Here is a 25,057-nt window from a genome sequence, read left to right as displayed (position 1 = left end):
GGTGTCGGCGGCTCCCGCTCCCGGCACCGCCCCTTCCCGCTCACGGAGGCTCTGATGGCCGGGCTCGTCAACGCGTTGCTGATCGTGGCAGTCGTCGTCGTGGTGATCGTTCGCCAGTTCCGCGCCCGCCCGGTCGACACCGGTCGGCGCTGGTGGCTGCTGCCCGTGATCCTCGCGGTCGTCGCGCTGCGTGAACCCGGCATACTGGATGCCCATCACCGCACGGAATCCGCTTTGCTGCTCGGCGTCGAGATGCTGGTGGGACTCGGGATGGGTGCCGCCTGGGCCTGGACCACCCGGGTGTGGACGGAGCCCGACGGGGTCGTCTGGACCAAGAGCACCAAGGCCAGCGCGGCCGTCTGGTTCGTCGGGATAGCCGTGCGCGTCGGTCTCGTCGCCCTCGGCACCCTCGCCGGCGTCCATCAGGACAGCTCGGCCCTCATGCTCGGACTGGCGGTCACCCTGCTGGTTCGCGCCGGCATCCTCGTGTGGCGTGCGCAGTCGCTCCCCTCCGCGCCGCCCGCGGGCGGCCCCACCTGGGCGTACGGTGACGGCATGGCCCGGGTCACCACGAAGGAGGGCGTGTGACGGAGAGCGTCTGGACACGCTGGCCCTCACGTGAGGCACTGAGCCGCGCGGGGATCTCCCCGCCCCGGCGCATGCTCGCCTGGGCCGTGCGACTGATGATCCTGGCCCTGCTGCTGTGGGGCGCCTTCAGCCAGTCACACGTCCACGGCTGGAACATGGCCGCGGCCGTGGCGGGTGTCGGCGTGACCGCCGTGGCCTCTTGGGGCTTCTACCGGACCACCTACGCCCACCGGCTCGTGCCGGCCCTGCTCCTCATCGGGGTCCTCCTGGCCATAGCGGTCGCGGCGGAGGCCAACGGATTCCGGGGACCGGCCCTCGTGATCTGGTGCGGCTGCGGCATCTCCGCCCTGGAGCGGCTGCCGATCGCGGTCGCGGTGCCCGTCACGTCCGTGGCCCTGGCCTCGTACTCCGCGTTCAACAACGACGTGTGGCTGACCACCGCGGCCACCGTCGTCGGGATGGCACTCGCCGGGTACGTGATGAGACTCGATGCCGAGGCCCGGGGCCACGCTCAGCGGCTGCTGGCCCAGGAGCGTGCGGCGAGAGCGGCCGAGGCGGAGTCGGCGGCGCTGGCGGAGCGGGCCAGGATCGCGCGGGAGATCCACGATGTGCTGGCCCACAGCCTTTCGGCTCAGATGGTGCACCTGGAGGCGGCGCGGCTGCTGATCGAGCGCGGAGCCGACCGGGAGCAGATCCTCGAACGGGTGGTGGCCGCCCGGGGTATGGCCCGGGACGGACTCGCCGAGACCCGCCAGGCGCTGTCCGCCCTGCGCGGCGAGCTGACCCCGCTGGAGGAGTTCCTCACGGAGATCGTCGCTTCGACCGACGGCGCCGAGGTAACCGTCACGGGTGAACGCAGGGCCCTGCGCGCAGAGGCTTCGCAGACCGTACGACGCGTCGCCCAGGAGGCGCTGACGAACGTCCGCAAGCACGCCTACGGCGCCACGATTCAGGTACGGCTGGACTACCAGGAGCACGAAGTGACCCTGAACGTGAGGGACTCGGGTGGTCGTCCCGGCGAACTCGCCGACGCCGGCGGCGGATACGGTCTGCTGGGTATGCGGGAGCGGGCCGAGTTGCTGGGCGGGTCCCTGGAGGCAGGGCGTGACGACGAGGGGTTCGAGGTGACGTTGAGGGTGCCCGTATGACGGAGGCGGAGGGGGAGAAGAAGCCCGCGCGGGTGGTGGTCGCCGACGACCAGACAGTGGTCAGGGAGGGCATTGTGATGCTCCTCGGCCTGCTGCCCGGCGTGGAGGTCGTGGGAGCGGCGGGGGACGGGGAGGAGGCGGTGCGGCTGGTCGCCGAACTCGCCCCGGACGTGGTGCTGATGGACCTGCGGATGCCCCGTTGCGACGGTGTGGAGGCGACCCGGCGGATCAGGTCGGAGTACCCGGGGACACAGGTCGTGGTGCTCACCACGTTCGCGGACGACGAGTCGCTGTTTCCGGCGCTGAGAGCCGGTGCCCGTGGCTATCTCACCAAGGACGCGGGCGGCGACGAGATCGTGCGGGCGGTGCAGAGCGTGCTCTCGGGAGACGCGGGTCTGTCGCCGAGCATCCAGCGGCGGTTGCTGGAAAGGCTGTCGCAGCCCGAGCCGGCGCCCGTGGCCAGCGAAGCGCCCGACGGGCTGACCGCGCGGGAGACCGAGGTCCTGGTGCTGATCGCCAAGGGGCTCACCAATCAGGAGATCGCCCGTCGGCTGCATGTCTCCACCGCGACCGTGAAGACGCACATCAACAACCTGTTCGCCAAGACGGGGCTCAAGGACCGGGCCCAGGCGGTTCGTTACGCCTATGGGAAGGGACTGGTGCGGCCACCAGCGGATTGAGTCACCTAATGGGGTGAAGAGCTGCGGGAAGAAGTGTCGGGGATCTTCCCGATCTGTCCATCCTTGGGCATGCAGTCAAGCAACGATCGTCACCGCGACGGCGGGGGCGGTCCCGAGAGTTCGGCCGAGAAGCACGAGGACCAGGGCGAGTACGGCACGGCCTCCCGAGAAGTCAGGTACGAGGACCCTTGGTACGACGCACTGGCCTCCGGCTGGGGAGAGCTGGACGGCACCGGGGTGCCGGCTCCCGCCGTACCGGCCGCGCGAACGGAGCGGGAGGGGGCGGCCGTTCGCGCCCGTGACGTGTATCTGGAGGTGCAGCGCAGCGCGGCCTTCCAGGAGGTGCGCAGCCGCTACCGGAGGTTCGTGGTGCCGGGAGTCGCCGTCTTCCTCACCTGGTACGTGGGGTACGTGGTGACCGCGACGACCGCGCCGGGGCTGATGGCCAGGCCCGTCGCGGGGGCGGTGAACGTGGCGATGGTCGCGGGCCTCGGACAGTTCCTCACCACGTTCCTGCTCACCTGGGCCTACGCCCGGCACGCGCGGTTGCGCAGGGACCGTGCCGCACTGGAGCTGCGCTGGGACACCCAGGAGCTGACCCGGGGCGCTCGGGGCGGTGAGTCATGACGGGGCACCACCAGACGCTGGCGTTGCTGCTGTTCAGCGCGTTCGTCGCGGTGACGCTCGGGATCACGACGTGGGTGAGCCGAAGGCGGCATGGTTCGGCGGAGGAGTTCTACGTCGGCGGGCGGCTCTTCTCCCCGATGGAGAATGGTTTTGCCATCGCCGGCGACTACATGTCGGCGGCCTCCTTCCTGGGTGTGACCGGGCTCATCGCGCTCTTCGGCTACGACGGGCTGCTGTATGTGGTGGGCTTCCTGGTCGCCTGGCTGGTCGTGCTGTTCCTGGTGGCCGAACTGGTGCGCAACTGCGGGCGGTTCACGCTCGCCGACGTGATCGCGGCGCGGATGCGGGAGCGGCCGGTGCGGATCGCGGCGGGAACTTCCTCGATCACCGTGTCCGTTCTCTATTTGGTGGCGCAAATGGTCGGGGCGGGCAGCCTGGTGGCTCTGCTGCTGGGGCGTACGAGCCAGGCCGCGCAGGCGTGGACGGTCATCGGGGTCGGCGCGCTGATGGTGATCTATGTGTCGCTGGGAGGGATGCGGGCGACGACCTGGATCCAGATCGTGAAGGCGGTCCTGCTGCTCAGCGGGACGGTGGTGCTGACCGTGCTGGTCCTGTTGCGGTTCCACGGAGACATCGACCGCCTGCTGCTCACGGCAGCCGACCGCAGCGGACACGGGCAGGCGTTCCTGGCGCCGGGCCTCAAGTACGGCGGCAGCTGGAGCGCGCGGCTGGACTTCATCAGCCTCGGGCTGGCGCTGGTGCTGGGCACGGCGGGGCTGCCGCACATCCTGTCCCGTTTCTACACGGTGCCCACGGCGCGGGCGGCACGGCGTTCGGCGGTCTGGTCGATCGGCCTGATCGGCGGCTTCTACCTGATGACGATCGTGCTCGGCTTCGGCGCGGCGGCCCTCGTCGGACCGGACGCTGTGCGCGCGTCGAACGCGTCGGGGAACACGGCCGTTCCGCTGCTGGCACTCGACCTGGGGGGTGGCGCGGGCTCCACAGGCGGAACGGTTATGTTCGCGGTGGTCGCGGCCGTCGCCTTCGCGACGATCCTGGCGGTGGTCGCCGGGATCACCCTCGCCTCCTCGGCCTCCGTCGCCCATGACCTGTACGCCTCGCTACGCAGGCCGCACGCCAGGCAGCGCAGCGAGGTGGCGGTGGCGCGCACGGCCGCGGTCGGCATCGGGGTGGTGGCGATCGCCCTCGGTCTGCTGGCCCGCGACATGAACGTCGCCTTCCTGGTGGGGCTGGCCTTCGCGGTGGCCGCCTCCGCGAACCTGCCCGCGCTGCTGTACTCGCTGTTCTGGCAGGGTTTCACGACCCGCGGCGCGGTATGGGCCGTGTACGGCGGGCTGGTTCCGGCCCTGGTACTGGTCGTGCTGTCGCCGGTGGTGTCGGGAAGCCCGGGCGCGCTGTTCCCGGGCGTGGACTTCCAGTACTTCCCGTTGCAGAACCCAGGGATCGTCTCCATCCCGCTCGGTTTCGTCGCCGGCTGGCTAGGCACCGTCACCTCGGACGAGGTACCGGACGAGGCCAGGCACGCGGAGACCGAGGTGCGGTCGTTGACCGGGGCGGGGGCCGTCTGACCCGTTTCGGAGCCGTTACGGCGCCACCCAGGCGTACCGGTGCTCCGGGCGGCCCGTGTCGCCGTACTTCAGGGAGAGGTGGAGCCTGCCCGCCTGTTCCAGATGGCGCAGGTAGCGCTGGGCGGTGGAGCGGCTGAGGCCGGTCTCGGCGGCGACCTCGTGGGCGGAGAGCGGGTGGTCGGCGCGGTGCAGGACGCCGCAGATGAGGTCGGTAGTGGGTTCGGAGTGGCCGCTGGGCAACCCGGGCGCGGACGGGGCCGATGAGGTGCGCAGCGCGCCGAAGATCCGGTCGACCTGCTCCTGCCCGGTCAGCCCCCGGCCGCCGACCCGGTCGACGGTGCGGCGCAGGGCCGCGTAGGAGTCGAGGCGGGTGCGCAGGGCGGCGAAGGTGAACGGCTTGACCAGGTAGTGCAGGGCGCCCAGGCGCATCGCCTGCTGGACGGTGGCCACATCGCTGGCGGCCGTGATCATGATGACGTCGGTGCCGTGGCCCTGCTCCCGCATTCGGTGGACGAGTTCGAGGCCGGTCTGGTCCGGCAGATAGTGGTCCAGCAGGACCAGGTCGATGGTGCCCCGTTCCACGGCGGCCAGGGCCTGGGCGGCGCTGTGCGCGCGGGCGGCCACCCGGAAGCCGGGAACCTTCCCCACGTACTTGGCGTTTATCTCAGCGACGCGGAAGTCGTCATCGACCACCAGGACGTCAATCATCAGGCCTCTCCTTCAAGGCCGGCGAGCGTTAAGCCCGTGTTTCGGCTCCGCAGTTGTAGCGCGAGCAAAATGAGCACAACAGATGCTTGCGAGCAAAAGAACGGCTTGCGCCCAGAAGACTGCTGCTGTGGTCCGGGCCACACCTACCGTCCCGGCCCATGAGCGCAGACACCAGCCCCGCCATCGAGCTGCGGGGCGCGAGCAAGATCTTCAAGACCCCGTCGGGGGGTCTGCACACGGCTGTCCGCGACCTCGACCTCACCGTGGGGCGTGGTGAGTTCGTGGCCGTCGTAGGGCCGACGGGCTGTGGGAAGTCCACCACTCTGACCCTGGTCAGCGGCCTGGAAGAGCCCAGTGAGGGCGAGGTGCTGGTGGCCGGTGAGCCGGTGGCCGGCGTCGGCGACAAGGTCGGCTTCGTCTTCCAGCAGGACGCCACCTTCCCCTGGCGGACCGTGCTGTCCAACGTGATGGCAGGCCCCCGCTTCCGGGGCGTGCCCAAGACGGAGGCCAAGGAGAAGGCCCGCGCCTGGCTGGCCAAGGTCGGTCTCGCCGCCTTCGAGGACCGTTATCCGCACCAGCTCTCGGGCGGCCAGCGCAAGCGCGTGGCGCTCGCAGCGACCTTCGTCAACGACCCAGAGATCCTGCTCATGGACGAGCCGTTCTCCGCGCTCGACGTGCAGACCCGGGCCCTGATGTCGGACGAGCTCCTTGAACTGTGGGAGGGCACGGGCGCCTCCGTAGTGTTCGTCACCCACGACCTGGAGGAGTCCATCGCGCTGGCCGACAAGGTCGTCGTCATGACCGCCGGGCCCGCGACGGTGAAGCAGGTCTTCGAGATCGACCTGCCCCGCCCCCGCAAGGTCGAGTCGGTGCGTCTGGAGCCGCGGTTCATCGAGATCTACCGCGAGATCTGGGAGTCCCTCGGCGAAGAGGTCCGCATCACCCGCGAGAGGGGTGCCGCTCATGTCGCCTGAGGTGCTCAGTACACCGGTCGTCGACACGGTCAAGGCCAGCCCGGACCGTGCCCGGTCGCGGGCCCAGGCCGCCCGCAGACGCAAGGTGATCGTGTTCGCCGTGCGCGTGCTGCTCCTGGTGGCCGTACTCGGTCTCTGGGAGGCCCTTTCCCGGGCCGAGGTCATCGACCCGTTCAACTTCTCGATGCCCTCCAAGATCTGGGACCAGATCTGGACCTGGGTGACCCACGGCACCGCCCTGGGCTCCCTGGGCGAGCAGATCTGGTACACGCTCTACGAAGCGCTGCTCGGCTGGGTCATCGGCGTCATCGCCGGTGTGGTCTGCGGTATCGCCCTGGGCCGGATCGCCTTCCTGGCCGATGTCCTCGGTCCCTACATCAAGGTGCTCAACTCGATCCCCCGGATCGTGCTCGCCCCGATCTTCGTGATCTGGTTCGGGCTCGGCGCCTCCTCCAAGGTCGCGTCCGCCGTCGTACTGGTGTTCTTCCCGGTGTTCTTCAACGCCTTCCAGGGCGCTCGTGAGGTCGACCGCAACCTGGTCGCCAACGCCCGGATCCTCGGCGCGAGTGACCGCAGGGTGACCCTCCAGGTCGTCATCCCGTCCGCCACCTCCTGGATCTTCACCAGCCTCCACGTCAGCTTCGGCTTCGCCCTCATCGGCGCCATCGTCGGCGAGTACATCGGCGCCACCAAGGGCATCGGCCTGCTCGTCGCGCAGTCGCAGGGCACCTTCAACGCGGCCGGTGTGTACGCGGCGATGGTCATCCTCGCCGTCGTCGCGCTCGCCGCCGAAGGACTGCTCACCTTCGCCGAACGCCGCATCTTCCGCTGGAAGCCGTCGGACTCCGACAGCTGACCGCACCCCCCCTCGACTCCTCCCCGCACCGCCCACTCACAAGGACGTGAACCGTCATGCGCAAGTCCGCCAGATACTCCACCCTGGCCGCCGCCGGCCTCCTCGCCCTCTCCTCCCTCACCGCCTGCGCCAACGACGCGGCGAGCACCGCCTCCACCGGCTCCGGCAGCAACGGTGACGGCAAGGGTACGAAGGTCAAGATCATGGTCGGTGGCCTGGACAAGGTCATCTACATGCCGGCCATGCTCACCCAGCGGCTCGGCTACTTCGACGCCGAGGGCCTCGACGTGGAACTGCTGACCGAGCCGGCCGGTGTCCAGGCCGAGACGGCGCTCGTCGCCGGGCAGGTTCAGGGGACCGTCGGCTTCTACGACCACACGCTGGATCTCCAGACCAAGGGCAAGGCGGTGGAGTCCGTCGTGCAGTTCTCGCGTGCGCCCGGTGAGGTGGAGGTCGTCTCCACCAAGGCGGCCGGCGACATCAAGTCGCCCAAGGACTTCAAGGGCAAGAAGCTCGGCATCACCAGCCTCGGGTCGTCGACCGACTTCCTCACCAAGTACCTCGCCGTCAAGAACGGGGTGAAGGTCAGCGACTTCTCTCCGGTCGCCGTCGGAGCGGGTGCGACCTTCATCTCGGCGCTCCAGCAGGGCTCGATCGACGGCGGCATGACGACCGATCCGACGGTGGCGACCATCCTGGACAAGAAGGCGGGGAAGGTCCTGCTGGACATGCGGACCCCGGAAGGCTCCCAGAAGGCGCTGGGCGGCCCGTACCCGTCGTCAAGCCTGTACATGCAGACGGACTGGGTCAACGGTCACAAGGACACCGTCCAGAAGTTGGTCAATGCATTCGTCAAGACGCTCAAGTGGATGTCCACGCACAGCGCTGCCGAGATCGCGGCGAAGATGCCCGCCGACTACGCCCAGGGCGACAAGGCTCTCTACACGGAGTCCATCAAGAGCACGCTGCCGATGTTCACCGACGACGGTGTGATGCCCGAGAACGGCCCGGAGACCGTGGAGAAGGTGCTCAAGGCGTTCAACACGAACATCCAGAACGCCGATGTCGACCTCGGAAAGACGTACACGACCGAGTTCGTCGAGGCCGCCAAGTAACGACGGACCGAGCTCGTTCAGCCGCGGGTCGCCCACACGTAACGGTGTTCGGGGCGGCCCGCGTCGCCGTATTTGAGGGTCAGCCGGGCCCGTCCCGTGCGCTCCAGGAGCTTCAGATAGCGCTGGGCGGTCTGGCGGCTCACCCCGGTCCGCTCGGCGATCTCCTGGGCCGACAGCGGGCCCTCGGCGTTCATCAGGGACTGGCGCACCAGCTCGGCCGTGGTGGGTGAGTGCCCTTTGGGCAGAGCCGGCTCGGACGTCGTGGACAGGGCACCGAAGATGCGGTCCACCTCGGCCTGTTCGGCCTCGCCGCCGCCGTCCAGGGTGCGCCGCAGCTCGGCGTACGCCTCCAACTTGGCGCGCAGCCCCGCGAACGCGAACGGTTTGACCAGGTACTGCAGGGCACCGTGCCGCATCGCCGCCTGCACGGTCGACACGTCCCGGGCCGCCGTCACCATGATCACGTCGGTCTGGTGGCCGCGCCGGCGCATCTCCTGGACCACCGCGAGGCCCGTGCCGTCGGGCAGGTAGTGGTCCATGAGGACCAGGTCGAGACGGGGCAGCGTCTCCAACTGGCGCAGCGCCTCTGCCGCGTTGTGGGCCTCGCCGGCCACCCGGAAACCGGGCATCTTCTCGACGTAGGCGGCGTTGACCCGGGCGACGCGGGTGTCGTCGTCCACGACCAGGACCTCGATCATCGCGTCTCCTCGTCGGCCGGGACGAGCGCCAATTCCGGCTCCTGCTCGGTCAGCGCCTCGGGGAGCGCGACCGTGAACTGCGCGCCCCCGCCGTCCGCCTCGTCCACGGCCGCGGTGCCGCCCTGCCGTTCGGCGAGCCGGCGCACCAGCGAGAGGCCGATGCCGCGCTTGCCGTGCGCGGGCGGCTTCTTGGTGGACCACCCCTCGGTGAAGACCAGCTCCCGCTGCTCCGCCGGGATCCCGGGCCCGGTGTCGCGCACCCTGAGGACGACCGCGCGGCCCTCGGCGCACAACTCGACCTCCACGCGCGCGTGCGGAGTTCCGGCGACCGCGTCCAGGGCGTTGTCCACGAGATTGCCCACGACCGTGACCAGGCCCCTGGGGTCGATCAGCCGGTCCGGGAGCCGCGTGCGGTCCGACACCCACAGGGCGACCCCGCGCTCGGCCGCGACGGTGGCCTTGCCGACCAGCAGGGCGGCCAGCAGCGGGTCCTGGATCTTCTCGGTGACCTGCTCTGCGGTGACCCGGTGGTCGCCCACCACCTCTCCGACGAAGTCCACGGCGTCGTCGTACATCTCCAGTTCCAGCAGCCCGAGCAGGGTGTGCATACGGTTGGCGTGCTCGTGGTCCTGGGCACGCAGGGCGTCGATCAGCCCGCGCGTGGAGTCGAGTTCGCGGCCGAGCTGCTCCAGCTCGGTGCGGTCGCGCAGGGTGGCGACGGCGCCGCCGTCGTCGGTGGGCATGCGGTTGGCGACCAGCACCCGCTGGCCGCGCACGGTGAGCAGATCGGTGCCGGTCACCCGGCCGGCCAGGACATCGGTCGTACGGCCCTCGCCGAGCGCCTCGTCAGGAGACCGGCCGACGGCCTCGTCGCCGATGCCGAGCAGCCGTCTCGCCTCGTCGTTCAGCAGGCGGATGCGCCCGCCGCGGTCGAGGGCGACGACGCCCTCCCGGATGCCGTGCAGCATCGCCTCGCGCTCCGCGAGCAGCGCCGAGATGTCGGAGAAGGCCAGGTCGCGGGTCTGCCGCTGGACCCGCCGGGAGATCAGCCAGGCGGCCAGCGCACCGACCGCGAGAGCGCCGCCGGCGTAGGCGAGCAGCCCAGGGATCGCGCTGAGCAGGCGCGCCCGCACGCTGTCGTACGCGATACCGACCGAGACCGCCCCGATGATCCGGTGCCGCGAGTCGTACAACGGCACCTTGCCGCGCGCGGAGCGGCCCAGGGTGCCGTTGTCGATCTGCATGACCTCCTTGCCGGCCAGTGCCTCCTTCGGAGAGGTCGACACATGGCGGCCGATCTCCGAGAGCGTGGTGTGCGACCAGCGGAACCCCCTCCGGTCCATCACGACGATGTACTCGGCGTGGGTGGCCTTCCGGATCCGCTCCGCCTCCCGCTGCACCGGGCCGGTCGTGCTCGGCCGCCTGGTGAGGACGCCCTCGGCGATGTGCGGATCCTGGGCCGTGGTCTGCGCGATCGCCAGTGCCCGGCGCATGGCCTCCTGGTCCAGCTGTTTGCTCAACGGTGCCAGGAAGAGCCCGGTCGCCAGCACCGCGACCCCCGCGGCGATCACCACCTGCATCAGCAGGACCTGCGAGAACGCCCGTCGGGGCAGGCCGAGGCGCAGGCGGCGCGCGGGGGGAGTGGGGCTCATACCCACGACGGTACGTGGGCGCGTGGGCCCGGTCGTAGGGGGTGTGGCGTGGATCTCTTGACTGTTTCTTGGGGAAATTCGTCCTCGGGGGTGCGTCAGCCCACCCTGCGCGGTCGCGTCAGCTCGCCAGAGCCGTCGTCGTCCGCAGTTCCCGCAGCGACACCACGTCCATCCGGGCCGGCGACCCCAGCACCGACACCCCGCAGCTCTCCGCGCGGGGCGGCAGGGAGGTGCCCTGGGCGACGCCGACCCGCCAGCGCCTGCCGTCGGAGTGGGCGACGGTGACGTCCCAGTGCGGGGCCGCGCCTTCGGTCCGTACGACGCTCAGCACGCCCGCCGCGTACTCGCCCGCAGCCTCGCGCACGGCCAGCTCGGCCGCCTGGCCGGGCCGTTCCCAGGCGGAGCACCCACGGCACCCCTCCAGCACCACACGGCCCTCCTGGGCGCCGTGCAGGACCTCCTTGACGGCATGGGCCTCGGCGCGGCCATACGCGTAGCCGTACGGCAGGACGAGCACCGTCGGCGAGAAGCGATGACCACCCAGATGGGTGACCTCCCAGATGCCGTCCACACCGGACGCGGCCAGCTCCGCGGCGAGCGGGCGGCCCAGCAGGGCGCAGCAGCGGTCACGCTTGCCGTTGGTGCAGACGAGCGCGAGGGGGCTGCCCGCGTGCGGCCGGCCGCCGAGCGCCGTGGCGAACGAACGATGGTCGCCCGCGCCGAGCGCGGCGAAGTCGAGGCCGAGCAGCCGCCCGGGGTCGCGGGTGGCGGCGCTGTGCAGCCAGACGTTCCCGGGGACCGTGTGGGCGGCGTACACGTGGCGAAGGGCGGAGGTGCCCGGATCGGCGTGCCGGCCGGCACGCCGGATGAGCGCGACCCGTACGCCGGTCCCCTTGGCGGCGGCCTCCAGGGCGCGGCCCAGCGCGGGGTCCAGATGGCTCGAAGTGAGCGCCTTGGCACCCCACGGGCCGGACTGTTCCAGCAGCAGCCACGTCGTCGCGGTGGCGGCGGTGCCGGAAACGGGCTCGTCAAGCATCCGGGAGACGGTTGCGCACCTACTCACAGAGGTGAGCCTAACCTGACTTTGCCCGGAGTGACTTCCGGCCCCCGCGTGTCCGCTTCTCGGGTGGGCCGCACGCCTGGGCTATTCCGGCAGGGGCTGCGGCGGCTTCGGGCCGACGTAGTGACCGCTGGGACGCATCCGCAGCGGGCGCTCCCCGTACTCCTCCAGGACGTGCGCGATCCATCCCGCCGTTCGGGCGACCGCGAAGATCGTCTCGCCCGCGGTGGCGGGCATGCCGCAGGAGGCCGTGAACACGGCCAGCGCCAGGTCGACGTTGGCGTGCAGCGGAGCGTGCCGGGCGGTCGTGGCGACGATGTCCCGGGCCGCGAGCAGGGCGGGCTCCGCGCGGGGGACCTCCTCCAGGAGACCGAACAGAACCCGCGCGCGCGGGTCCTCGCCCTGGTAGAGCCGGTGTCCGAGGCCGGGGATACGGCGGCCCGCGCGGAGTTCGTCCGCGATCACCGGGACGGCGGTGCCCTGGTCGAGGACGTCGAGCAGCATCCGGTGGGCGAGGCCGCTGGAGGCGCCGTGCAGGGGGCCTTCGAGGACGCCGAGCCCGGCCGACACGGCCGCGTACGCGTGGGCGCGTGCGGAGGCGGCGAGCCTGACCGCCAGCGTGGAGGCGGCCAGGTCGTGGTCGACGAGCAGGGCGAGCGCCGTGTCCAGCACGCGCAGCGCCGCGTCGCTGGGGTCGATGCCGGTCAGCCGGCGCCACAGCCGGTGGGCCAGCGGACCGTCGTCGTGCCGCCGCTCGCGTTGTACCGGCAGCGCCGCGACCAGCGTGGGGATCAGCACGCGCGCGGTGCCGAGGACGGCGTCCTCGGACAGGTCGAAGCGCAGTGGGTCCTCGGCGGCCGAGGCGATCGTCGCGACCCGCAACCGGTCGGTGGGGGAGGTGTGCTCCGGCAGTGCGTCGACGGCCCTGCGGGCGACGGCGACGGTGGCCTCCGGGGCGGTGAGGACCACGCCCGGGGTCATACGACCCGTCCACAGCCACTCGGCCACCTCCTCGTAGGAGTGGCGCGCGGCGAGTTCGGTGGCGTCGACGCCCCGGAAGAAGTACCGGTCGTTCTCGATCAGGGTGATCCGGGTGCGTACGGACAGATCCCCGCCGGATCCCGAAGTCCCTGCGGCTTCGCGCCTGTTGCGCCGGGCGAGTGCTTCCACCTCGCCGGCGTCGAAGGTGCTGGCGCGGCCACCGGGCTCGCGCCTGCTGCTGAGCTGACCGCGGCTCACATAGGCGTACACGGTCTCGGGCTTCACACCGAGCAGTTCGGCGGTCTCCTTGGTGCTCAGCCGCCGCGCGGGACTGCCGGGAGCGGGTTGTTGATCGCGCATGGCGCCACCGTAGTCGTGTCCGACGTGTATTGATTGAATCAATATTGACAGAAGTTCAGTCAAGCATGGACAGTCAAATCAAGTTCAGGGAGGAAAACGGAGGTACGTCATGACCGTCAACAGGAGCGCGTCGGCCCTTGTCGAGGTGCCGCGCGGGCTCGCCGGTGTCGTCGTCACGGACACCGAGGTGGGGGACGTCCGGGGTACCGAGGGCTTCTACCACTACCGCCAGTCTGCGAATATTCATCTATAGAGTCCCGTTTACGCAGGTCAGCGCCCTGTTGTGCGCCCTTTGGAGGTGCGGGTCGAATCAGGGTCGAATTGGATTGACGAATATCTGAGTAATCGGTGATTTCTCCGTCCGTCGCACTGGCTGTGCCGCGCCTCGCCGGGCTGCACCGGCAGAGCATCCAGCCGGTGAGGCGCTGTTCGTCCTCGGGGATCAGGACGACCGGTCGGTTTTAGGTGGTGCGGTAGCCCTCGATGGGCATGAGGAGTCCGGCCAGGGTGCGGCGCAGGGTGGAGCGTCCGGAGTCCCTCAGGTGGTTCGAGGCGATGCGCGGGCGCAGCCGCTTGGCCTTGCCCATGTAGAGCAGCCGCTGTCGGCCATCGCTTGAGTTGGCGGGCCCATGGAAGGCGGCCAGTACCTTCGGTGGTGCCCACCAGGCATACAGACCAGCCGTGACGGGCAGGACGGCGACTGCAGCGGCCAGGACGTGCGGCGCGGAGAACAGGTCCGCAGCGGCTTGCTGGACGGTCACGTCATCGGGCACGTGCGCTCCCTGGGCCCAGTGGAGTGGATCTGTCAGGACTGCAGCTGTCGGCGGCGGCTTGCCGGTCGAATGGCGATCACCGAGCCGTCTGCGGCGCACTGGAGGCCCCGGAACGGGTCCTGGCTCAGTCGTCCGACTTTCTTCCCTTCCCCTTGCCGTGCCTGCCCTCCCCTTTGTGACCCTCCTCGTTTCCATGGTCCGGTAGCGACGGTGGCGCTGTGGACGGAGCCGCAACCGACGGCGTGGCGTCGGCTGGAGCGGAGGTGATGGCCGTCGGCGAGGGCGCCGTGGGCGACGAGGGGCTGTCGGCACCGGAGTTCAGCGACGCGCCGAAGGCGGCGGCCACCGCGAACAGGGCGACGGCTGCGCCGCCCAGCACGGCTTTCGGGGCCGTCTTGCGACTGCGGCGTGGGCGGGAGTGCGATGCGCCCGCGTCGGCAGGGCTTGACGGTGTCGGCGGAGAGGAGACGGGGGGAGTCGGCAGGAGGGCGGTACTGTCCGGCGCGGCAGGGGAGGGCGTCCGTTCCTGCGTGCCCAGCCAGTCGGCGGCCTGTTCGGCGGTGGGCCGGTGCGCGGGGTCCTTGGCCAGCAGGCGCAGCACGTACTCGGACAGCGGCGGTGGTATGTCCGGGCGCAGCTGGGCGGGCGCGGTCGGGGCGGCGTCGACGTGTTGCTGGACGACGGCCAGCGAGGTGGCGCCACGGAACGGGGGCCGGCCGGTGAGCAGTTCGTACAGCACGCAGCCCAGCGAGTAGACGTCCGAGGCCGGGAGCGCGGGACGTCCCAGGGCCCGTTCGGGGGCCAGGTAGTCGGCGGTTCCCAGGATCTTGCCGGTGGCGGTCAGGGTGCTGGCGGCCTCGTCGGCGAAGCGGGCGATCCCGAAGTCGGTGATCTTCGCGGTGCGATCGGTGGAGAGCATGACATTGGCGGGCTTGATGTCCCGGTGGATCACTCCTTGGCGGTGTGCGGCGGCGAGACCCGCGGCCATCTGCGCCGCGACGGCCGCGGCCTCCTGGGGGGCCAGGGCACCGCGCAGGGAGCGTTCCTGGGCCAGACTCCAGCCGTCGACCAGCTCCATGACCAGATAGGACTGGCCGGTATGGGAGCCGAAGTCGTACACACTCACCACATGGGGGTGGTTCAGCCGTCCGGCCGTCTGCGCCTCCAGTCGGAACCGCTCGCTGCCCGTAGCCTCCTCCGCCCGCATCAACTTGACCGCCACCGGGCGTCCGAGGAGCTGGTTGGCTGCCCGCCACACCTCGCCCATCGCCCCGCGCCCCAGCAGCTCTTCCAGTTGATAGCGGTCCGCCAACAGCACCTTTTGCACCCACCCCGAACGACGACAACACCCGGCTACTGCAAACCCGAATTCTCATCCCGGCGTGGGCATCAGCGATGAACTGCTCGAACTCCTGCGATACGTCAACCGCGTAAAGTTCAAAACCGAGGGCCGCCGACGCGTCATGGTGATCGGAACCCAAGTCGCCGGGCAAACCCACGAACTGGAACATCGAACCGTCAGCCTGCGCGATCACGCCCGATGGCCGGCTCGTGACCCCTGTCGTGGACCGTGTCTGGAACGCCGAGGGCGACGACCCGGCACGGATGCAGGAAGCCCGCCGTAGATCAACCGCTGACACGGCACCCCGTAGCTCACAGACAATCGGAGAACTGATCCGTACCATCAAGGGGGACATGCACGCAGGTGCGATCGCCTCGGTACAGGCCCTATACGCCCAAGCGGAAACCGAGATGGCCAGGTGCGAAGGCTCGGCGCTCAGTCAGCTGGCCGCGGTCGTGGCACAGGCGCAGAACTGGCTCAATCGACAGGACCGCGACAGAGCCCGCCTCTTCCTCCGCCTCGACCGGGCGCAGCAGCACAGCGCATCGTGCCCAGACACGAGCCCTGTACGGCAGAGCCGTCAGGCTCCTCAAACACGTCACGGTCGTCACGGCAGAAGAGCAGGCCATCATGACGGCAGCCGAAAGTCTGCTCACCACACCGGTTCCGCGGCCGGCACCGAAGCCTGCAGTGTCTGTACCCGTCCCCCGTACACCGACTGGGTCTTTGACCGAGCGTCCCAGGCACAGCCATCACGCTGAGCTCAAGGACTGGGCCGATATTGAGAGTGCCGATCAGCCGTCGAGCGAATCGGCGAAGTGCCGGAATTCCTTGCGGTCCTGGTGCATGGTCCACAGGGTCTGCGCGAGCACGGCCGGGTCGCGCTTCGGGTCTCCGGGGGTGATCGCGCCGGGGATGATGAGCTGCGCCGCGTGGATGTTCTCGTCGGCGAGGGCATCGTGCAGCAGCCGGGCGTACGCGCTCTCGGCGGCGAAGGCGATCGAGGTGCCGGCGAGGTGGGCGCGGGGGACGACAGCGGTGCCGCCGTTGACGAAGAGGATGGTGCCGCGGCCGATTTCGCGCATGCCGGGCAGCAGGTGGCGTACCGCTGTCACGGGACCGTGGAGCGAGAACTCCAGTGGGCCGGTGAGGTCGGCGGAGGTGGTCTCCAGCACCGGGCGCATGAAGTCCCGGTGCGGGACCGGGCTGTACTGCAGGATCTCGATGGGGCCCAGGGTCGCGGTCGCCGCGTCGAGGGCGGTGGTAAGGGCCTTCGGGTCGCGTACGTCGGCGGCGAATCCGTGGGCCGTGATGCCCTCGGCCGTGAGGGTGGCGGCGAGGGCGTCGGCGTGGTCCTGGCTGCGGGAGATGAGGGCGACGTCGTAGCCCTCGTGGCCGAACTGCCTGGCGACGGCCGCGCCGAGGCCGGGGCCGGCTCCGATGATGGCGATGGTGGTCACTGGTGACTCCTGTTTCCGGTTCGTTGGTGGGTTGAGGCCCGTGGGGGCGGCGCGGCGGTGCCAGAGGTCTCGTCAGCGAGGTAGGAGCTTGAGGGTGGTGGCCCGGGTGCCGGGGGCCACCATGGTCTTCACGTAACTTCCGCCGTAGCGGCTGTACTTGGTGCGGTACGCGGCGTCGACACGGTCGTTTACGTCGGAGTCGGTCTCCGCGACGAAGGTGACGTCCTTGTCGATGCCGCCGGCGCGGATGTGGCCTGCACCGTTCGTCCGGGCGGTGCGGTACCAGGCACCCTCGGTGCCCCGGTAGGAGCGGACGTAGAGGTCGTCGCCGTCGCGGACCACCCAGATCGGTACCGGTCCATGCAGCGTGCCGTCACGGCGTACGGGCGCTACCTCCAGCTCGTCCGCCGTCTCGATCGCGCCGAGCTCGTCGGTCGTCCATGTCGTCATCGGTTCGTCTCCTACATGGCGAGGGTGCGGTGTGTGGCGAAGAAGGGCGGCTCGTTGCGTCACTTCAGTCGTGGAGTGGGTTCGAGCAGGAGGTTGGCCGCGGCGGCGAGGAAGACCACGACCGCGGCGATCACCAGGCTCTCGCGCAGGCCGTGCAAGAGCTGCGTGTGGTGGACGAGCAGCGCGCCGAAGACGGCCACGGCGAGTGCGCCCCCGACCTGGCGGCTGGTGTTGAACACACCGCTGGCCACGCCCGCACGGTGGGCGGGGACGCTGTCCAGGAGCAGCGCGGTGGTCGGCTGCATGGCCAGCGGACCGCAGATTCCGACCGGGATCATCACGATCGCCACCAGCCAGGCCGGAGCGGAGGCAGGGAGGGCGGTGAGCACCGTCAGGCTCACCCCCATCAGGAACAGGCCGCCGACGATGGGCACCCGCGGGCCGAACCTCTCGGTGAGCCGGGCGGTCGGCACACCCAGGAAGGCCGACAGGGCGGTCATCGGCAGGAAGACCAGGCCGGCGGCCAGGGAGGACAGGCCGCGCTCCTGCTGGAGGTAGAGGCTGTAGACGAAGACCGTGCCGGTCAGCCCGGCCATGAAGGCGAAGCCGCTGCCCGAGGCGATGAGCATGCTGCGGGAGCGGAAGAGGTCCGGCGGCACCATCGGGTGCTTGCCGCGTGCCTGTGCCGCGACGAAGACGGCCAGGGCCAGAGCTGCTGCCGCGAGGGCTACGAGTACCTTCGGTGCGCCGAATCCGTCGGCGCCGGCCTCGATCGCCCCGAATGTGAGCCCGCCCATCGCCACCACCGCGGTGATCTGCCCGATCCGGTCGAACGGCACCTCGCGGTGTGGCGAGCACGCCGCGCGGGCCAGCAGGAACAGCGCGACCACGCCGACCGGCAGGTTGATGAAGAAGATCATCCGCCAGCTGGCCAGGCTCAGCGCGCCGCCCGCGACCGGGCCGGCCGCGGCGGCCACCGAGCCGCTGATGGTCCACCAGGCGATCGCCCGCCCGCGCTTGACCGGATCGGGGTAAGCCTCGCGGATCAGCGTCAGCGAGGACGGCATCATCATCGCGGCGCCCGCGCCCTGCACCAGGCGTGCGGCAACCAGCACGGCCAGGTTGGGTGCCAGTCCGCAGGCGGCAGAGGCGGCGACGAAGACGGTCAGGCCCGTACCGAAGGCGCGGCGGGCGCCTATGCGGTCGCTGAAGGATCCGGCGGACAACAGCAGCGCCGCGAACATGAGCGTGTAGCCGTCGACCACCCACTGCAGGCCCGTCATCCCGCCGCCGAGATCGTCCCGGACGTTGGGCAGAGCGACGTTCACCACCAGGGCGTCGAGCGTGATGACGAAGAAGCCGAGCACAGCAGCCGCGAGCGCGGCGGAGGCGGAGCCGCGCGGTTCGGCGGCATCAACAGCCGTGCGCTGGGATGCGGTGCGCGGGGCGGACATCGTGGGTGAGCTCCTGGAGTGCAGAGACGGGAAGGAAGAGGAGCGTTGCGGCGGCGGACGGAGACCGAACTCGGAACGGCGGACGGTCAGTGAGTGGTGAAACCGCCGTCGACCGGCAGCGCGACGCCGACCACGAAGCTGGCACCGGGGCTGCACAGCCACAGAACGGCCGCGGCGATCTCGTCCGCGCGCCCCAGCCTGCCGATCGGCTGATCCCTCATGATCTCGGCCATGGCTTCGGCCTGGCCTTCGAGCATGTCCGCGACCATGGGCGTGTTGATCACTCCGGGGCACACGGCGTTGATCCGGATGCCCTTGGGGGCGTACTCGACCGCGGCGCTCTTGGTCAGGCCGATCACGCCGTGCTTGGAGGCGTGGTAGGCCGCGCGTTCCGGCAGGCCCACGAGGCCGCCGAGCGAGGAGCAGTTGACGATGGCACCGCTGCCCTGCGTCCGCATCTGACGCAGTTCGTGCTTCTGAGCGGCCCAGACGCCGCGCAGGTTGACCGCGTTGACGCGGTCGAAGTGGTCGGCCGTCTCGTCCGCCGCGTCACTGGGCGGCACCTGGATACCGGCGTTGTTGAACGCCATGTCGAGGCGGCCGAACGTCGTGATCGCGCGTTCGACCATCGCGGCGGCCTGGCTTTCGTCCGTGACGTCGCAGGCGACGCCGATCGCTTGGTGGCCGGCGGCGGTGAGCTCTCCGGCCGCGGCTTCGGCGGCGTCTTTGTCGATGTCCGCGAGGACGACGGCGGCTCCTGCTTCGGCGAAGGCCCTGGCGGTGGCGAGGCCCATGCCGGAGGCCGCGCCCGTGACGAGTGCCACCTGGTTCGTGAAGTCGTAGGTCGGGCTCATGGTGGAGTGGCTCCAATCATCGGTCGGCGCGGCGCCGACGAGCCAGAGGTGGCGCGGCGGTCGTCGAGTCGGCGGCGAGGCGGTGGGTCTGGGGCACGCTTGCCGCGTGGCCGTGCCCGTGCGGCTGGGGATGTTGTGTCAGGGACGCGTGTGAGTGCAGACGCGCGGGCCGTTGTACTCGTCGTCGGCCACGTGCTCCAGCCAGGTGTTTTCCGGGCCGCTGTCCGGGCCGGGGTTCTCCCACAGCGCGAGGTGGATCATGAACCGGTCCGGGACGGCGCCGTGCCAGTGCTCCTCGCCAGGGGGCGTGTAGATGATGTCTCCGGGGTGCGCTTCGAGAAGTTCGCCGCCCCGGGACTGGACGAGAGCGATGCCCTCGACGATGTAGAGGGTCTGGCCGAGTCCGTGGGAGTGCCACGCGGTCCGGGCACCGGGCGCGAACCTGACCATGTTCGCCCGGGCGCGAGAGGGTTCCTCGCCGCGGTAGACGACGTCGAACCAGACGTCACCGGCGAACCAGTCGGCCGGTCCCTTGCCTGTCGGCGGCTGCTTGAGCAGTTCCATGGGGGTTTCTCTCTTTCTGCGCTGTGTCGCCGTGTTCTCGCGGCGGCAGCCCTTGGGGCAACCGGCACCGCCGTGTTCGTGGTTGGCCATGAGATGGCCACCGCGCTCGGTGTGTGTGCCCTCGTCCGTAGCCGTGTCACCGCTCAGGGCGGGCCGCGCGGTTGGCTGCCGCGCTCGTCCCGCGAGGAAGGGGAGGTCAGTTGCCGTTGTGTCGGATAGCCCCGACCTGTGTGGCATCGGGATCGGGGGCCCGGGGCATGGTCACGGTGGCCGTACCCATGCCCCAGAGGTCTGTCATGTCAGGGGCGCAGCAGTGCCTTGATGGCGCGGCGCTCGTCCATGGCCTTGTAGCCCTCGGCGACCTGGTCGAGGGGGAGGGTCAGGTCGAAGACCTTGCCCGGGTTGATGCGGCCGTCCAGGACCCGGTCGATCAGGTCGGGCAGGAAGCGGCGTACGGGGGCCGGGCCGCCGCGCAGGCCGACGTGGGAGTAGAACAGCTCCTCGCCGTTGATCTCCACGTCGTGCGGGACGCCGACGAAGCCGACGTTGCCGCCCGGGCGGGTGGAGCGCAGGGCCTGGAGCATGGACTCCTGGGTGCCGACGCATTCGAGTACCGAGTCGGCGCCGATGCCGTCGGTCAGCTCCTTGACGCGGGCGATGCCTTCGTCGCCGCGCTCGGTGACGATGTCGGTAGCGCCGAACTCGGTCGCGAGCTTCTGGCGGGACGCGTGGCGGCTCATGGCGATGATGCGCTCGGCGCCCAGTTCCTTGGCGGCGATGACGCCGGACAGGCCGACCGCGCCGTCACCGACGACGACGGCGGTGGAGCCGGGCTTCACCTCGGCGGCCACGGCGGCGTACCAGCCGGTGCCCATCACGTCGGAGAGCGCCAGCAGGCTGGGGATCAGCGCCTCGTCCGGCTGGCCGGCGGTGGCGACCAGCGTGCCCTCGGCGTTCGGGATACGGACGTACTCGGCCTGGCAGGTGCTCATGAACTCGCGGTGCAGGCAGGAGGACTGGTAGCCGTTACGGCAGTTGGGGCAGATGTTGTCCGAGGTCGCGAAGGACCCGATGACGAACTGACCCGGCTTGACGGAGGTGACGTCGCCGCCGACCTCCTCGACGATGCCGACGTACTCGTGGCCCATCGGGTGAGGTTCGGTCACCGGGTTGATGCCGCGGTAGTCCCACAGGTCCGAGCCGCACACACAGGTGGCGACGGTACGGATGATCGTATCGGTCGGGTTGACGATCTCGGGATCGGCGAGCTCCTCGAAGCGCACGTCCCCGGGGGCATGAATGACGGCTCCACGCATGACTGTTTCCTTGCTGTGAGGTGGGGCGGGTGTGCCCGCCCCGTGAGTGTGGTGATGGTGATGATCGGCTGGTGAGCGGCTGTTCCGGAGCGCACACGCGGCCGCCTTACACGGATGGCCTCGTGCCCGAACGGCAACGCCGCAGGCATCTCCACGGGAGATTCAGGCGGTGGTGTCGGCGTGGGCCAGGTCGCCGGTCTCGCGGGACGCCTTCGCCTGCGCCAGCAGTTCCTGGGCCTTGGCCTCGACCGCGTCCAAGGCGTCCGCGCCGGCGATGAAACGCAGCGGCGGCTCCTCCTGGGCGGCGATGGCCACCAAGGCCTGGGCGAGCTTGACGGGATCGCCGGACTGGCGGCCGTTCATGCTCTTCCAGGCTTCGATCGTGGGGGCGGTCCGCGGGGCGTAGTCGTCGATGGACAGCTCTGCCCAGTCGGTGGAGGCGTCCCCGAGCAACTCGGTGCGGAACATGCCGGGTTCCACGATCGTGGTGCGGATGTGGTAGGGGGCCACGTCGTGGCGCAGCGACTCCATCCAGCCCTCCACACCGAACTTGGAGGCGGCGTACGCGCCACCGAACTCTCCGCCGACCACGCCGGCGGACGAGGAGATCGTGATGACGTGACCGCTTCGCTGCCCGCGCATGACGGGCAGGACGGCGCGGGTGACGTTCATCGGACCAAAGAGGTTGGTCTCGATCTGCCGACGCAGTTGCGCGGGTGAGATCTCCTCGAAGTAGCCGGCGAGGAAGCTCCCGCCGTTGTTGACCAGGACGTCGATGCGGCCGAAGCGGTCGACGGCCGTCCGCACGGCCGCCTGCGCGTTCTCCAGGCTGGTGATGTCCAGCTCGGTGACCAGCAGGTTGTCCTGCGATCCGCCCAGAGCCTTCTCCACGTCCTCGGGACGGCGGCCGGTGGCGACGACCTGGTGACCGGCGGCAAGGGCCTCACGGGCGATGTCCGTGCCCAGACCGCGTCCGGCACCGGTGACGAAAATGACCTTGCTCATGAGGGATTTCCTTCCGAGCGCCGTAATCGGCACTCAGCCGTGTGGGGTGATGATGCGTGGTGCCGCCATGCCAGGACTTCGGTGGCTGTCGGCGTGACCGGTCGGATGTGCCGGGCCTGTCAGATCGATTTCTCCGGCTGGTTTCTCCCGGCCACGTCTTCGACTTTTGCATCTTCACGCGAGCCCGCAAAGGGGAGAGTTCCATCCCGGGAGAGGAGTATCCAGGGAGGAAACTCTCCCCCCCACCCGACTTGCGGAGGGTGCCAGACTGGACGGCATGACCAGTGACGCGCACCTCAATGAGCTGGGTGAGTTCCTCAAGGCCCGCCGTTCCGAGCTCAGCCCCCGCGAGGTCGGCCTGCCCGACACCGGTGGGAGGCGGCGCGTGGCCGGGCTTCGCCGTGAGGAGGTGGCCCTGCTCACGGCCATCAGCACGGACTACTACACCCGTCTGGAGCAGGGCCGTATCCAGCCGTCGGCGTCCGTGCTGACGGCTGTTTGCCGTGTGCTGCATCTGGAGGACGACCAGCGGGACTATCTTTTCGGGCTTGCGGGAAAGGACGCCGGGGGGCCGAGGCGGCGCGCCGTGCAGAAAGTCCAGCCGCAGCTGCAGCGGCTCCTCGACGATCTCACCGCTACTCCCGGTATGGTCACCGGCCGCCGGATGGATGTTTTGGCGTGGAATCCGCTGGCAGCCGCTTTGATGACCGATTTCGCAAGGATTCCAGAAAAGAAAAGAAACTATGTCCGGGTGCTCTTTACCGATCCCGACGTGAGAGCAATGTACGCGGACTGGGAGGGCAACGCCCGTATGTGTGTCGCCCACCTGCGCATGCAAGCGGCCAGATATCCTGACGACCCGCGCCTGGCGGCTCTCGTCGGCGAGTTGTCGGTGCAGGACGCGAACTTCCGGGAGTGGTGGGGAGGCCACCACGTGGCAACCCGCTCCCTGGGAACCAAGGTGTTCCACCACCCGGTCGTCGGCGAACTCGTCCTCGACTGGGCCACCCTCACCTGCAGCACGGACTCCGAACAGGAACTCCTTGTCTGGACCGCCGAGCCAGGCACGCCCTCCTACGACGGCCTGCGCTTCCTTTCCTCCTGGGCGGCCACCCACATCGGTCAGCCCGGGGCCGACGCCGTCAACTGACCTGGCGGGGACACCCACCACGGCCCGCAACGTCACGGGATGTCTGCGTCGCATGCCGTCTGCCGTGCCAATGACCCGCAAGTCCGGGGCCGGCCCTGAGAGGGGCCCGGCTCCGCACTTTCGGGCGGACAGCACGCTGCCGCTTCGAGTAGACGGAATCACACCGCCGTACGACGGGCATCCGCGTCGCCCGCGATCCCTTCCTCCTGGTCGGCTCCCTGTCGGACGAGCCGGGACTCCTGAGCACGCGGGGTGCGCCGCAGGGCGAGGACGGTCAGCGGCACCAGGGTGAGGGTTGCCACCACCGCGCCGACCAGCGGCGGCCCGGTCAGCCCGAGCGACGAGTCCAGCGAGATGCCCGCCGCCCAGGAGCCGACGGCCGTGCCGGTGTTGAAGGCCGACACGGTGAGCGCGGCGGCGAGCGTGGGAGCGGAGCCGCCGAAGCGCACGGCCAGAGCGGTGACCACGGGGACCACGGTGAAGCCGGTCAGGCCCATGAGGACCACCAGGATGACGGTCGCCACGGCGCTGGTGGACAGCGGAACCAGCAGGAGCAGGACCAGCGCGGTCAGGGCGGCACCCGTGAGCGTGGTGGCCGAGGGCCTGCGGTCGCCGAAGCGTCCGCCGGCCGTGGTGCCCAGCAGGGCGCCCACACCGAACCCGACCAGGACGAGTGCCACGGCGCCCGAGGGGATTCCGGCACGGTCGGTCAGCAGCGGCGAGATGTAGCTGTAGGCGGCCATGACACCGCCCATGAGTAGAGCAGCGGCACTCAGGGCCAGCCAGATCCGGCCCTGGCGCAAAGCCGCGAACTCGGCCCGGATCGAGGGCACTTCATGCCGTTCCACGGCGGGCATGAGCCGGAGGACGGCCGGTGCAGCGGCGGCCGACAGGACGGCCAGCACCCAGAAGGGGCCGCGCCAGCCGATGAACTGTCCGGCCCAGGCACCGAGCGGCACGCCGATCACGTTGGCGATGGTCATGCCGCCGTTCATCACGCCCAGGGCGCGTGAGCTGGCGGCGGGGCCTGCGGCGGCAGTGGCCACGACCGCGCCGACGGACCAGAAGGCTCCGGTGGCCAGGGCGGTCACCACCCGGGCGGCGAGGAGGATGGTGAAGGAGGAACTGAGAGCGGCGATCACATGGCCGACGGAGAAGATCACGAGGGCCATGACCAGCGTGGACCGCTGGGGGAGGCGGAGCGTCGCGATGGCCATCAGCGGGGCGCCGACGATCATGCCGACGGCGAACGCCGTGATCAGCAGACCGGTCCGGGCGACGCTGACCCCGAGGTCGCCGGCCATCTCGGGTAGTAGACCCGCGATGACGAACTCGGTGGTGCCCATCAGGAACGTCCCGGCGGACATCACCCAGACGACGAGGGGGAGCTTGCCGGACCTTTCATTGGTCAGGGATGACATGGTGGGAAGGTCTCTTTCCTACGTGGAACTACGGAGGGCTGCGGGCTGTTGGGACCGCCGACCCTCGGGAACGCGCCGATCGGTGTCCGTGTGGCCACAGGGCCGGGGCGGCGTACCGGCCACACTGTCGGTACGCGGAGTGATGTCATACGGCCGTGGTCCTGACGCCGTACGCCGAAATCACGAAGTAATTCGCCACAAGTGCGACCGGCCGGTGATGCCGACGGCTACG

General features: G+C 70.1%; 24 protein-coding genes and 1 pseudogene. 10 read left to right on the top strand and 15 right to left on the bottom strand.

What is annotated here, in order from left to right; translation table 11 throughout:
• The first annotated feature begins 54 nt into the window (after positions 1-54).
• From AB0N16_RS03580 to AB0N16_RS03560, 5 genes are all read left to right on the top strand, one after another.
• On the top strand, positions 55-588 hold the full coding sequence (locus AB0N16_RS03580; protein ID WP_365792572.1) for a DUF1453 domain-containing protein: 534 nt from the start codon (positions 55-57) through the stop codon (positions 586-588).
• Positions 585-1,736 carry a histidine kinase gene (locus tag AB0N16_RS03575; RefSeq protein ID WP_365792570.1) on the top strand — a complete coding sequence of 384 codons (1,152 nt, stop codon included), beginning with the start codon at positions 585-587 and terminating at the stop codon, positions 1,734-1,736. Before AB0N16_RS03580 ends, AB0N16_RS03575 begins: the two co-directional genes overlap by 4 nt.
• Positions 1,733-2,416, top strand: coding sequence for a response regulator transcription factor (locus AB0N16_RS03570; RefSeq protein WP_365792568.1), 684 nt, complete (start codon positions 1,733-1,735; stop codon positions 2,414-2,416). The genes AB0N16_RS03575 and AB0N16_RS03570 overlap by 4 nt, the downstream gene beginning before the upstream one ends.
• 69 nt (positions 2,417-2,485) lie before the next feature.
• Positions 2,486-3,043 carry a DUF485 domain-containing protein gene (locus AB0N16_RS03565; protein ID WP_365792566.1) on the top strand — a complete coding sequence of 186 codons (558 nt, stop codon included), beginning with the start codon at positions 2,486-2,488 and terminating at the stop codon, positions 3,041-3,043.
• A complete protein-coding gene (locus AB0N16_RS03560; RefSeq protein ID WP_365792564.1) occupies positions 3,040-4,632 on the top strand; it encodes a cation acetate symporter in 1,593 nt (530 codons plus the stop codon). Before AB0N16_RS03565 ends, AB0N16_RS03560 begins: the two co-directional genes overlap by 4 nt.
• Positions 4,633-4,647: 15 nt before the next feature.
• Here the strand turns inward: AB0N16_RS03560 and AB0N16_RS03555 are convergent, their stop codons facing one another.
• Positions 4,648-5,340, bottom strand: a complete 693-nt coding sequence (locus AB0N16_RS03555; protein ID WP_365792562.1) for a response regulator — start codon at positions 5,338-5,340, stop codon at positions 4,648-4,650.
• 158 nt (positions 5,341-5,498) lie between these two features.
• On the opposite strand from AB0N16_RS03555, the gene AB0N16_RS03550 reads away from it, so the two are divergent.
• From AB0N16_RS03550 to AB0N16_RS03540, 3 genes are read left to right on the top strand one after another with little or no spacing between them, the layout of a single operon-like run.
• The gene (locus tag AB0N16_RS03550) at positions 5,499-6,314 is read left to right on the top strand and encodes an ABC transporter ATP-binding protein (RefSeq protein ID WP_365792560.1); all 816 of its coding nucleotides are present in this window, start codon (positions 5,499-5,501) and stop codon (positions 6,312-6,314) included.
• Positions 6,304-7,170: an ABC transporter permease gene (locus tag AB0N16_RS03545; protein ID WP_365792558.1), complete on the top strand. Its 867-nt coding sequence runs from the start codon at positions 6,304-6,306 to the stop codon at positions 7,168-7,170. The genes AB0N16_RS03550 and AB0N16_RS03545 overlap by 11 nt, the downstream gene beginning before the upstream one ends.
• Before the next feature lie 56 nt (positions 7,171-7,226).
• A complete protein-coding gene (locus AB0N16_RS03540; RefSeq protein WP_365792556.1) occupies positions 7,227-8,285 on the top strand; it encodes an ABC transporter substrate-binding protein in 1,059 nt (352 codons plus the stop codon).
• 17 nt (positions 8,286-8,302) lie between these two features.
• Here the strand turns inward: AB0N16_RS03540 and AB0N16_RS03535 are convergent, their stop codons facing one another.
• The 4 genes from AB0N16_RS03535 to AB0N16_RS03520 form a co-directional block, all read right to left on the bottom strand.
• On the bottom strand, positions 8,303-8,983 hold the full coding sequence (locus AB0N16_RS03535) for a response regulator (protein WP_365792554.1): 681 nt from the start codon (positions 8,981-8,983) through the stop codon (positions 8,303-8,305).
• Entirely contained in the window at positions 8,980-10,635 is a 1,656-nt protein-coding gene (locus tag AB0N16_RS03530) for a sensor histidine kinase (RefSeq protein WP_365792552.1), read from the bottom strand. The genes AB0N16_RS03535 and AB0N16_RS03530 overlap by 4 nt, the downstream gene beginning before the upstream one ends.
• A 118-nt stretch (positions 10,636-10,753) precedes the next feature.
• Positions 10,754-11,698 carry a sucrase ferredoxin gene (locus tag AB0N16_RS03525; RefSeq protein WP_365792550.1) on the bottom strand — a complete coding sequence of 315 codons (945 nt, stop codon included), beginning with the start codon at positions 11,696-11,698 and terminating at the stop codon, positions 10,754-10,756.
• Between the two features lie 81 nt (positions 11,699-11,779).
• Positions 11,780-13,036: a citrate synthase gene (locus AB0N16_RS03520; protein ID WP_365792548.1), complete on the bottom strand. Its 1,257-nt coding sequence runs from the start codon at positions 13,034-13,036 to the stop codon at positions 11,780-11,782.
• Positions 13,037-13,145: 109 nt separating this feature from the next.
• Here AB0N16_RS03520 and AB0N16_RS03515 point away from each other — a divergent pair.
• Positions 13,146-13,286: pseudogene (locus AB0N16_RS03515) on the top strand (citrate synthase/methylcitrate synthase); the annotation flags it as partial.
• A 211-nt stretch (positions 13,287-13,497) separates the two neighbouring features.
• Here the strand turns inward: AB0N16_RS03515 and AB0N16_RS03510 are convergent.
• The 9 genes from AB0N16_RS03510 to AB0N16_RS03470 all read right to left on the bottom strand — a co-directional run bounded on the left by AB0N16_RS03510 (position 13,498) and on the right by AB0N16_RS03470 (position 22,254).
• Complete coding sequence (locus tag AB0N16_RS03510; protein WP_365792546.1) at positions 13,498-13,809, bottom strand: GIY-YIG nuclease family protein; 312 nt, start codon at positions 13,807-13,809, stop codon at positions 13,498-13,500.
• Positions 13,810-13,933: 124 nt separating this feature from the next.
• Positions 13,934-15,127 (bottom strand): serine/threonine-protein kinase, encoded by a 1,194-nt coding sequence (locus AB0N16_RS03505; protein ID WP_365792544.1) that lies wholly within the window; start codon positions 15,125-15,127, stop codon positions 13,934-13,936.
• Between the two features lie 818 nt (positions 15,128-15,945).
• Complete coding sequence (locus AB0N16_RS03500) at positions 15,946-16,611, bottom strand: SDR family NAD(P)-dependent oxidoreductase (protein ID WP_365792542.1); 666 nt, start codon at positions 16,609-16,611, stop codon at positions 15,946-15,948.
• Between the two features lie 72 nt (positions 16,612-16,683).
• On the bottom strand, positions 16,684-17,061 hold the full coding sequence (locus AB0N16_RS03495; RefSeq protein ID WP_365792540.1) for a DUF2255 family protein: 378 nt from the start codon (positions 17,059-17,061) through the stop codon (positions 16,684-16,686).
• A 59-nt stretch (positions 17,062-17,120) separates the two neighbouring features.
• Positions 17,121-18,515 carry an MFS transporter gene (locus AB0N16_RS03490; protein ID WP_365792538.1) on the bottom strand — a complete coding sequence of 465 codons (1,395 nt, stop codon included), beginning with the start codon at positions 18,513-18,515 and terminating at the stop codon, positions 17,121-17,123.
• 86 nt (positions 18,516-18,601) lie between these two features.
• Positions 18,602-19,369 carry a glucose 1-dehydrogenase gene (locus AB0N16_RS03485; protein ID WP_365792536.1) on the bottom strand — a complete coding sequence of 256 codons (768 nt, stop codon included), beginning with the start codon at positions 19,367-19,369 and terminating at the stop codon, positions 18,602-18,604.
• 138 nt (positions 19,370-19,507) lie between these two features.
• Positions 19,508-19,933, bottom strand: a complete 426-nt coding sequence (locus tag AB0N16_RS03480; RefSeq protein ID WP_365792534.1) for a cupin domain-containing protein — start codon at positions 19,931-19,933, stop codon at positions 19,508-19,510.
• Positions 19,934-20,232: 299 nt separating this feature from the next.
• Positions 20,233-21,249, bottom strand: a complete 1,017-nt coding sequence (locus AB0N16_RS03475) for a zinc-dependent alcohol dehydrogenase family protein (RefSeq protein WP_365792532.1) — start codon at positions 21,247-21,249, stop codon at positions 20,233-20,235.
• Between the two features lie 162 nt (positions 21,250-21,411).
• Positions 21,412-22,254, bottom strand: coding sequence for an SDR family oxidoreductase (locus AB0N16_RS03470; protein WP_365792530.1), 843 nt, complete (start codon positions 22,252-22,254; stop codon positions 21,412-21,414).
• A 277-nt stretch (positions 22,255-22,531) separates the two neighbouring features.
• On the opposite strand from AB0N16_RS03470, the gene AB0N16_RS03465 reads away from it, so the two are divergent.
• The gene (locus AB0N16_RS03465; protein WP_365792528.1) at positions 22,532-23,404 is read left to right on the top strand and encodes a helix-turn-helix transcriptional regulator; all 873 of its coding nucleotides are present in this window, start codon (positions 22,532-22,534) and stop codon (positions 23,402-23,404) included.
• 158 nt (positions 23,405-23,562) lie between these two features.
• Here AB0N16_RS03465 and AB0N16_RS03460 read toward each other — a convergent pair whose 3' ends face one another.
• Positions 23,563-24,825: an MFS transporter gene (locus tag AB0N16_RS03460; RefSeq protein ID WP_365792526.1), complete on the bottom strand. Its 1,263-nt coding sequence runs from the start codon at positions 24,823-24,825 to the stop codon at positions 23,563-23,565.
• Positions 24,826-25,057 lie beyond the last annotated feature (232 nt).

The sequence above is a fragment of the Streptomyces sp. NPDC051105 genome (genome assembly GCF_040682795.1).
Lineage (GTDB): Bacteria > Actinomycetota > Actinomycetes > Streptomycetales > Streptomycetaceae > Streptomyces.
This window is presented reverse-complemented; position numbering and strand designations above follow the sequence as displayed.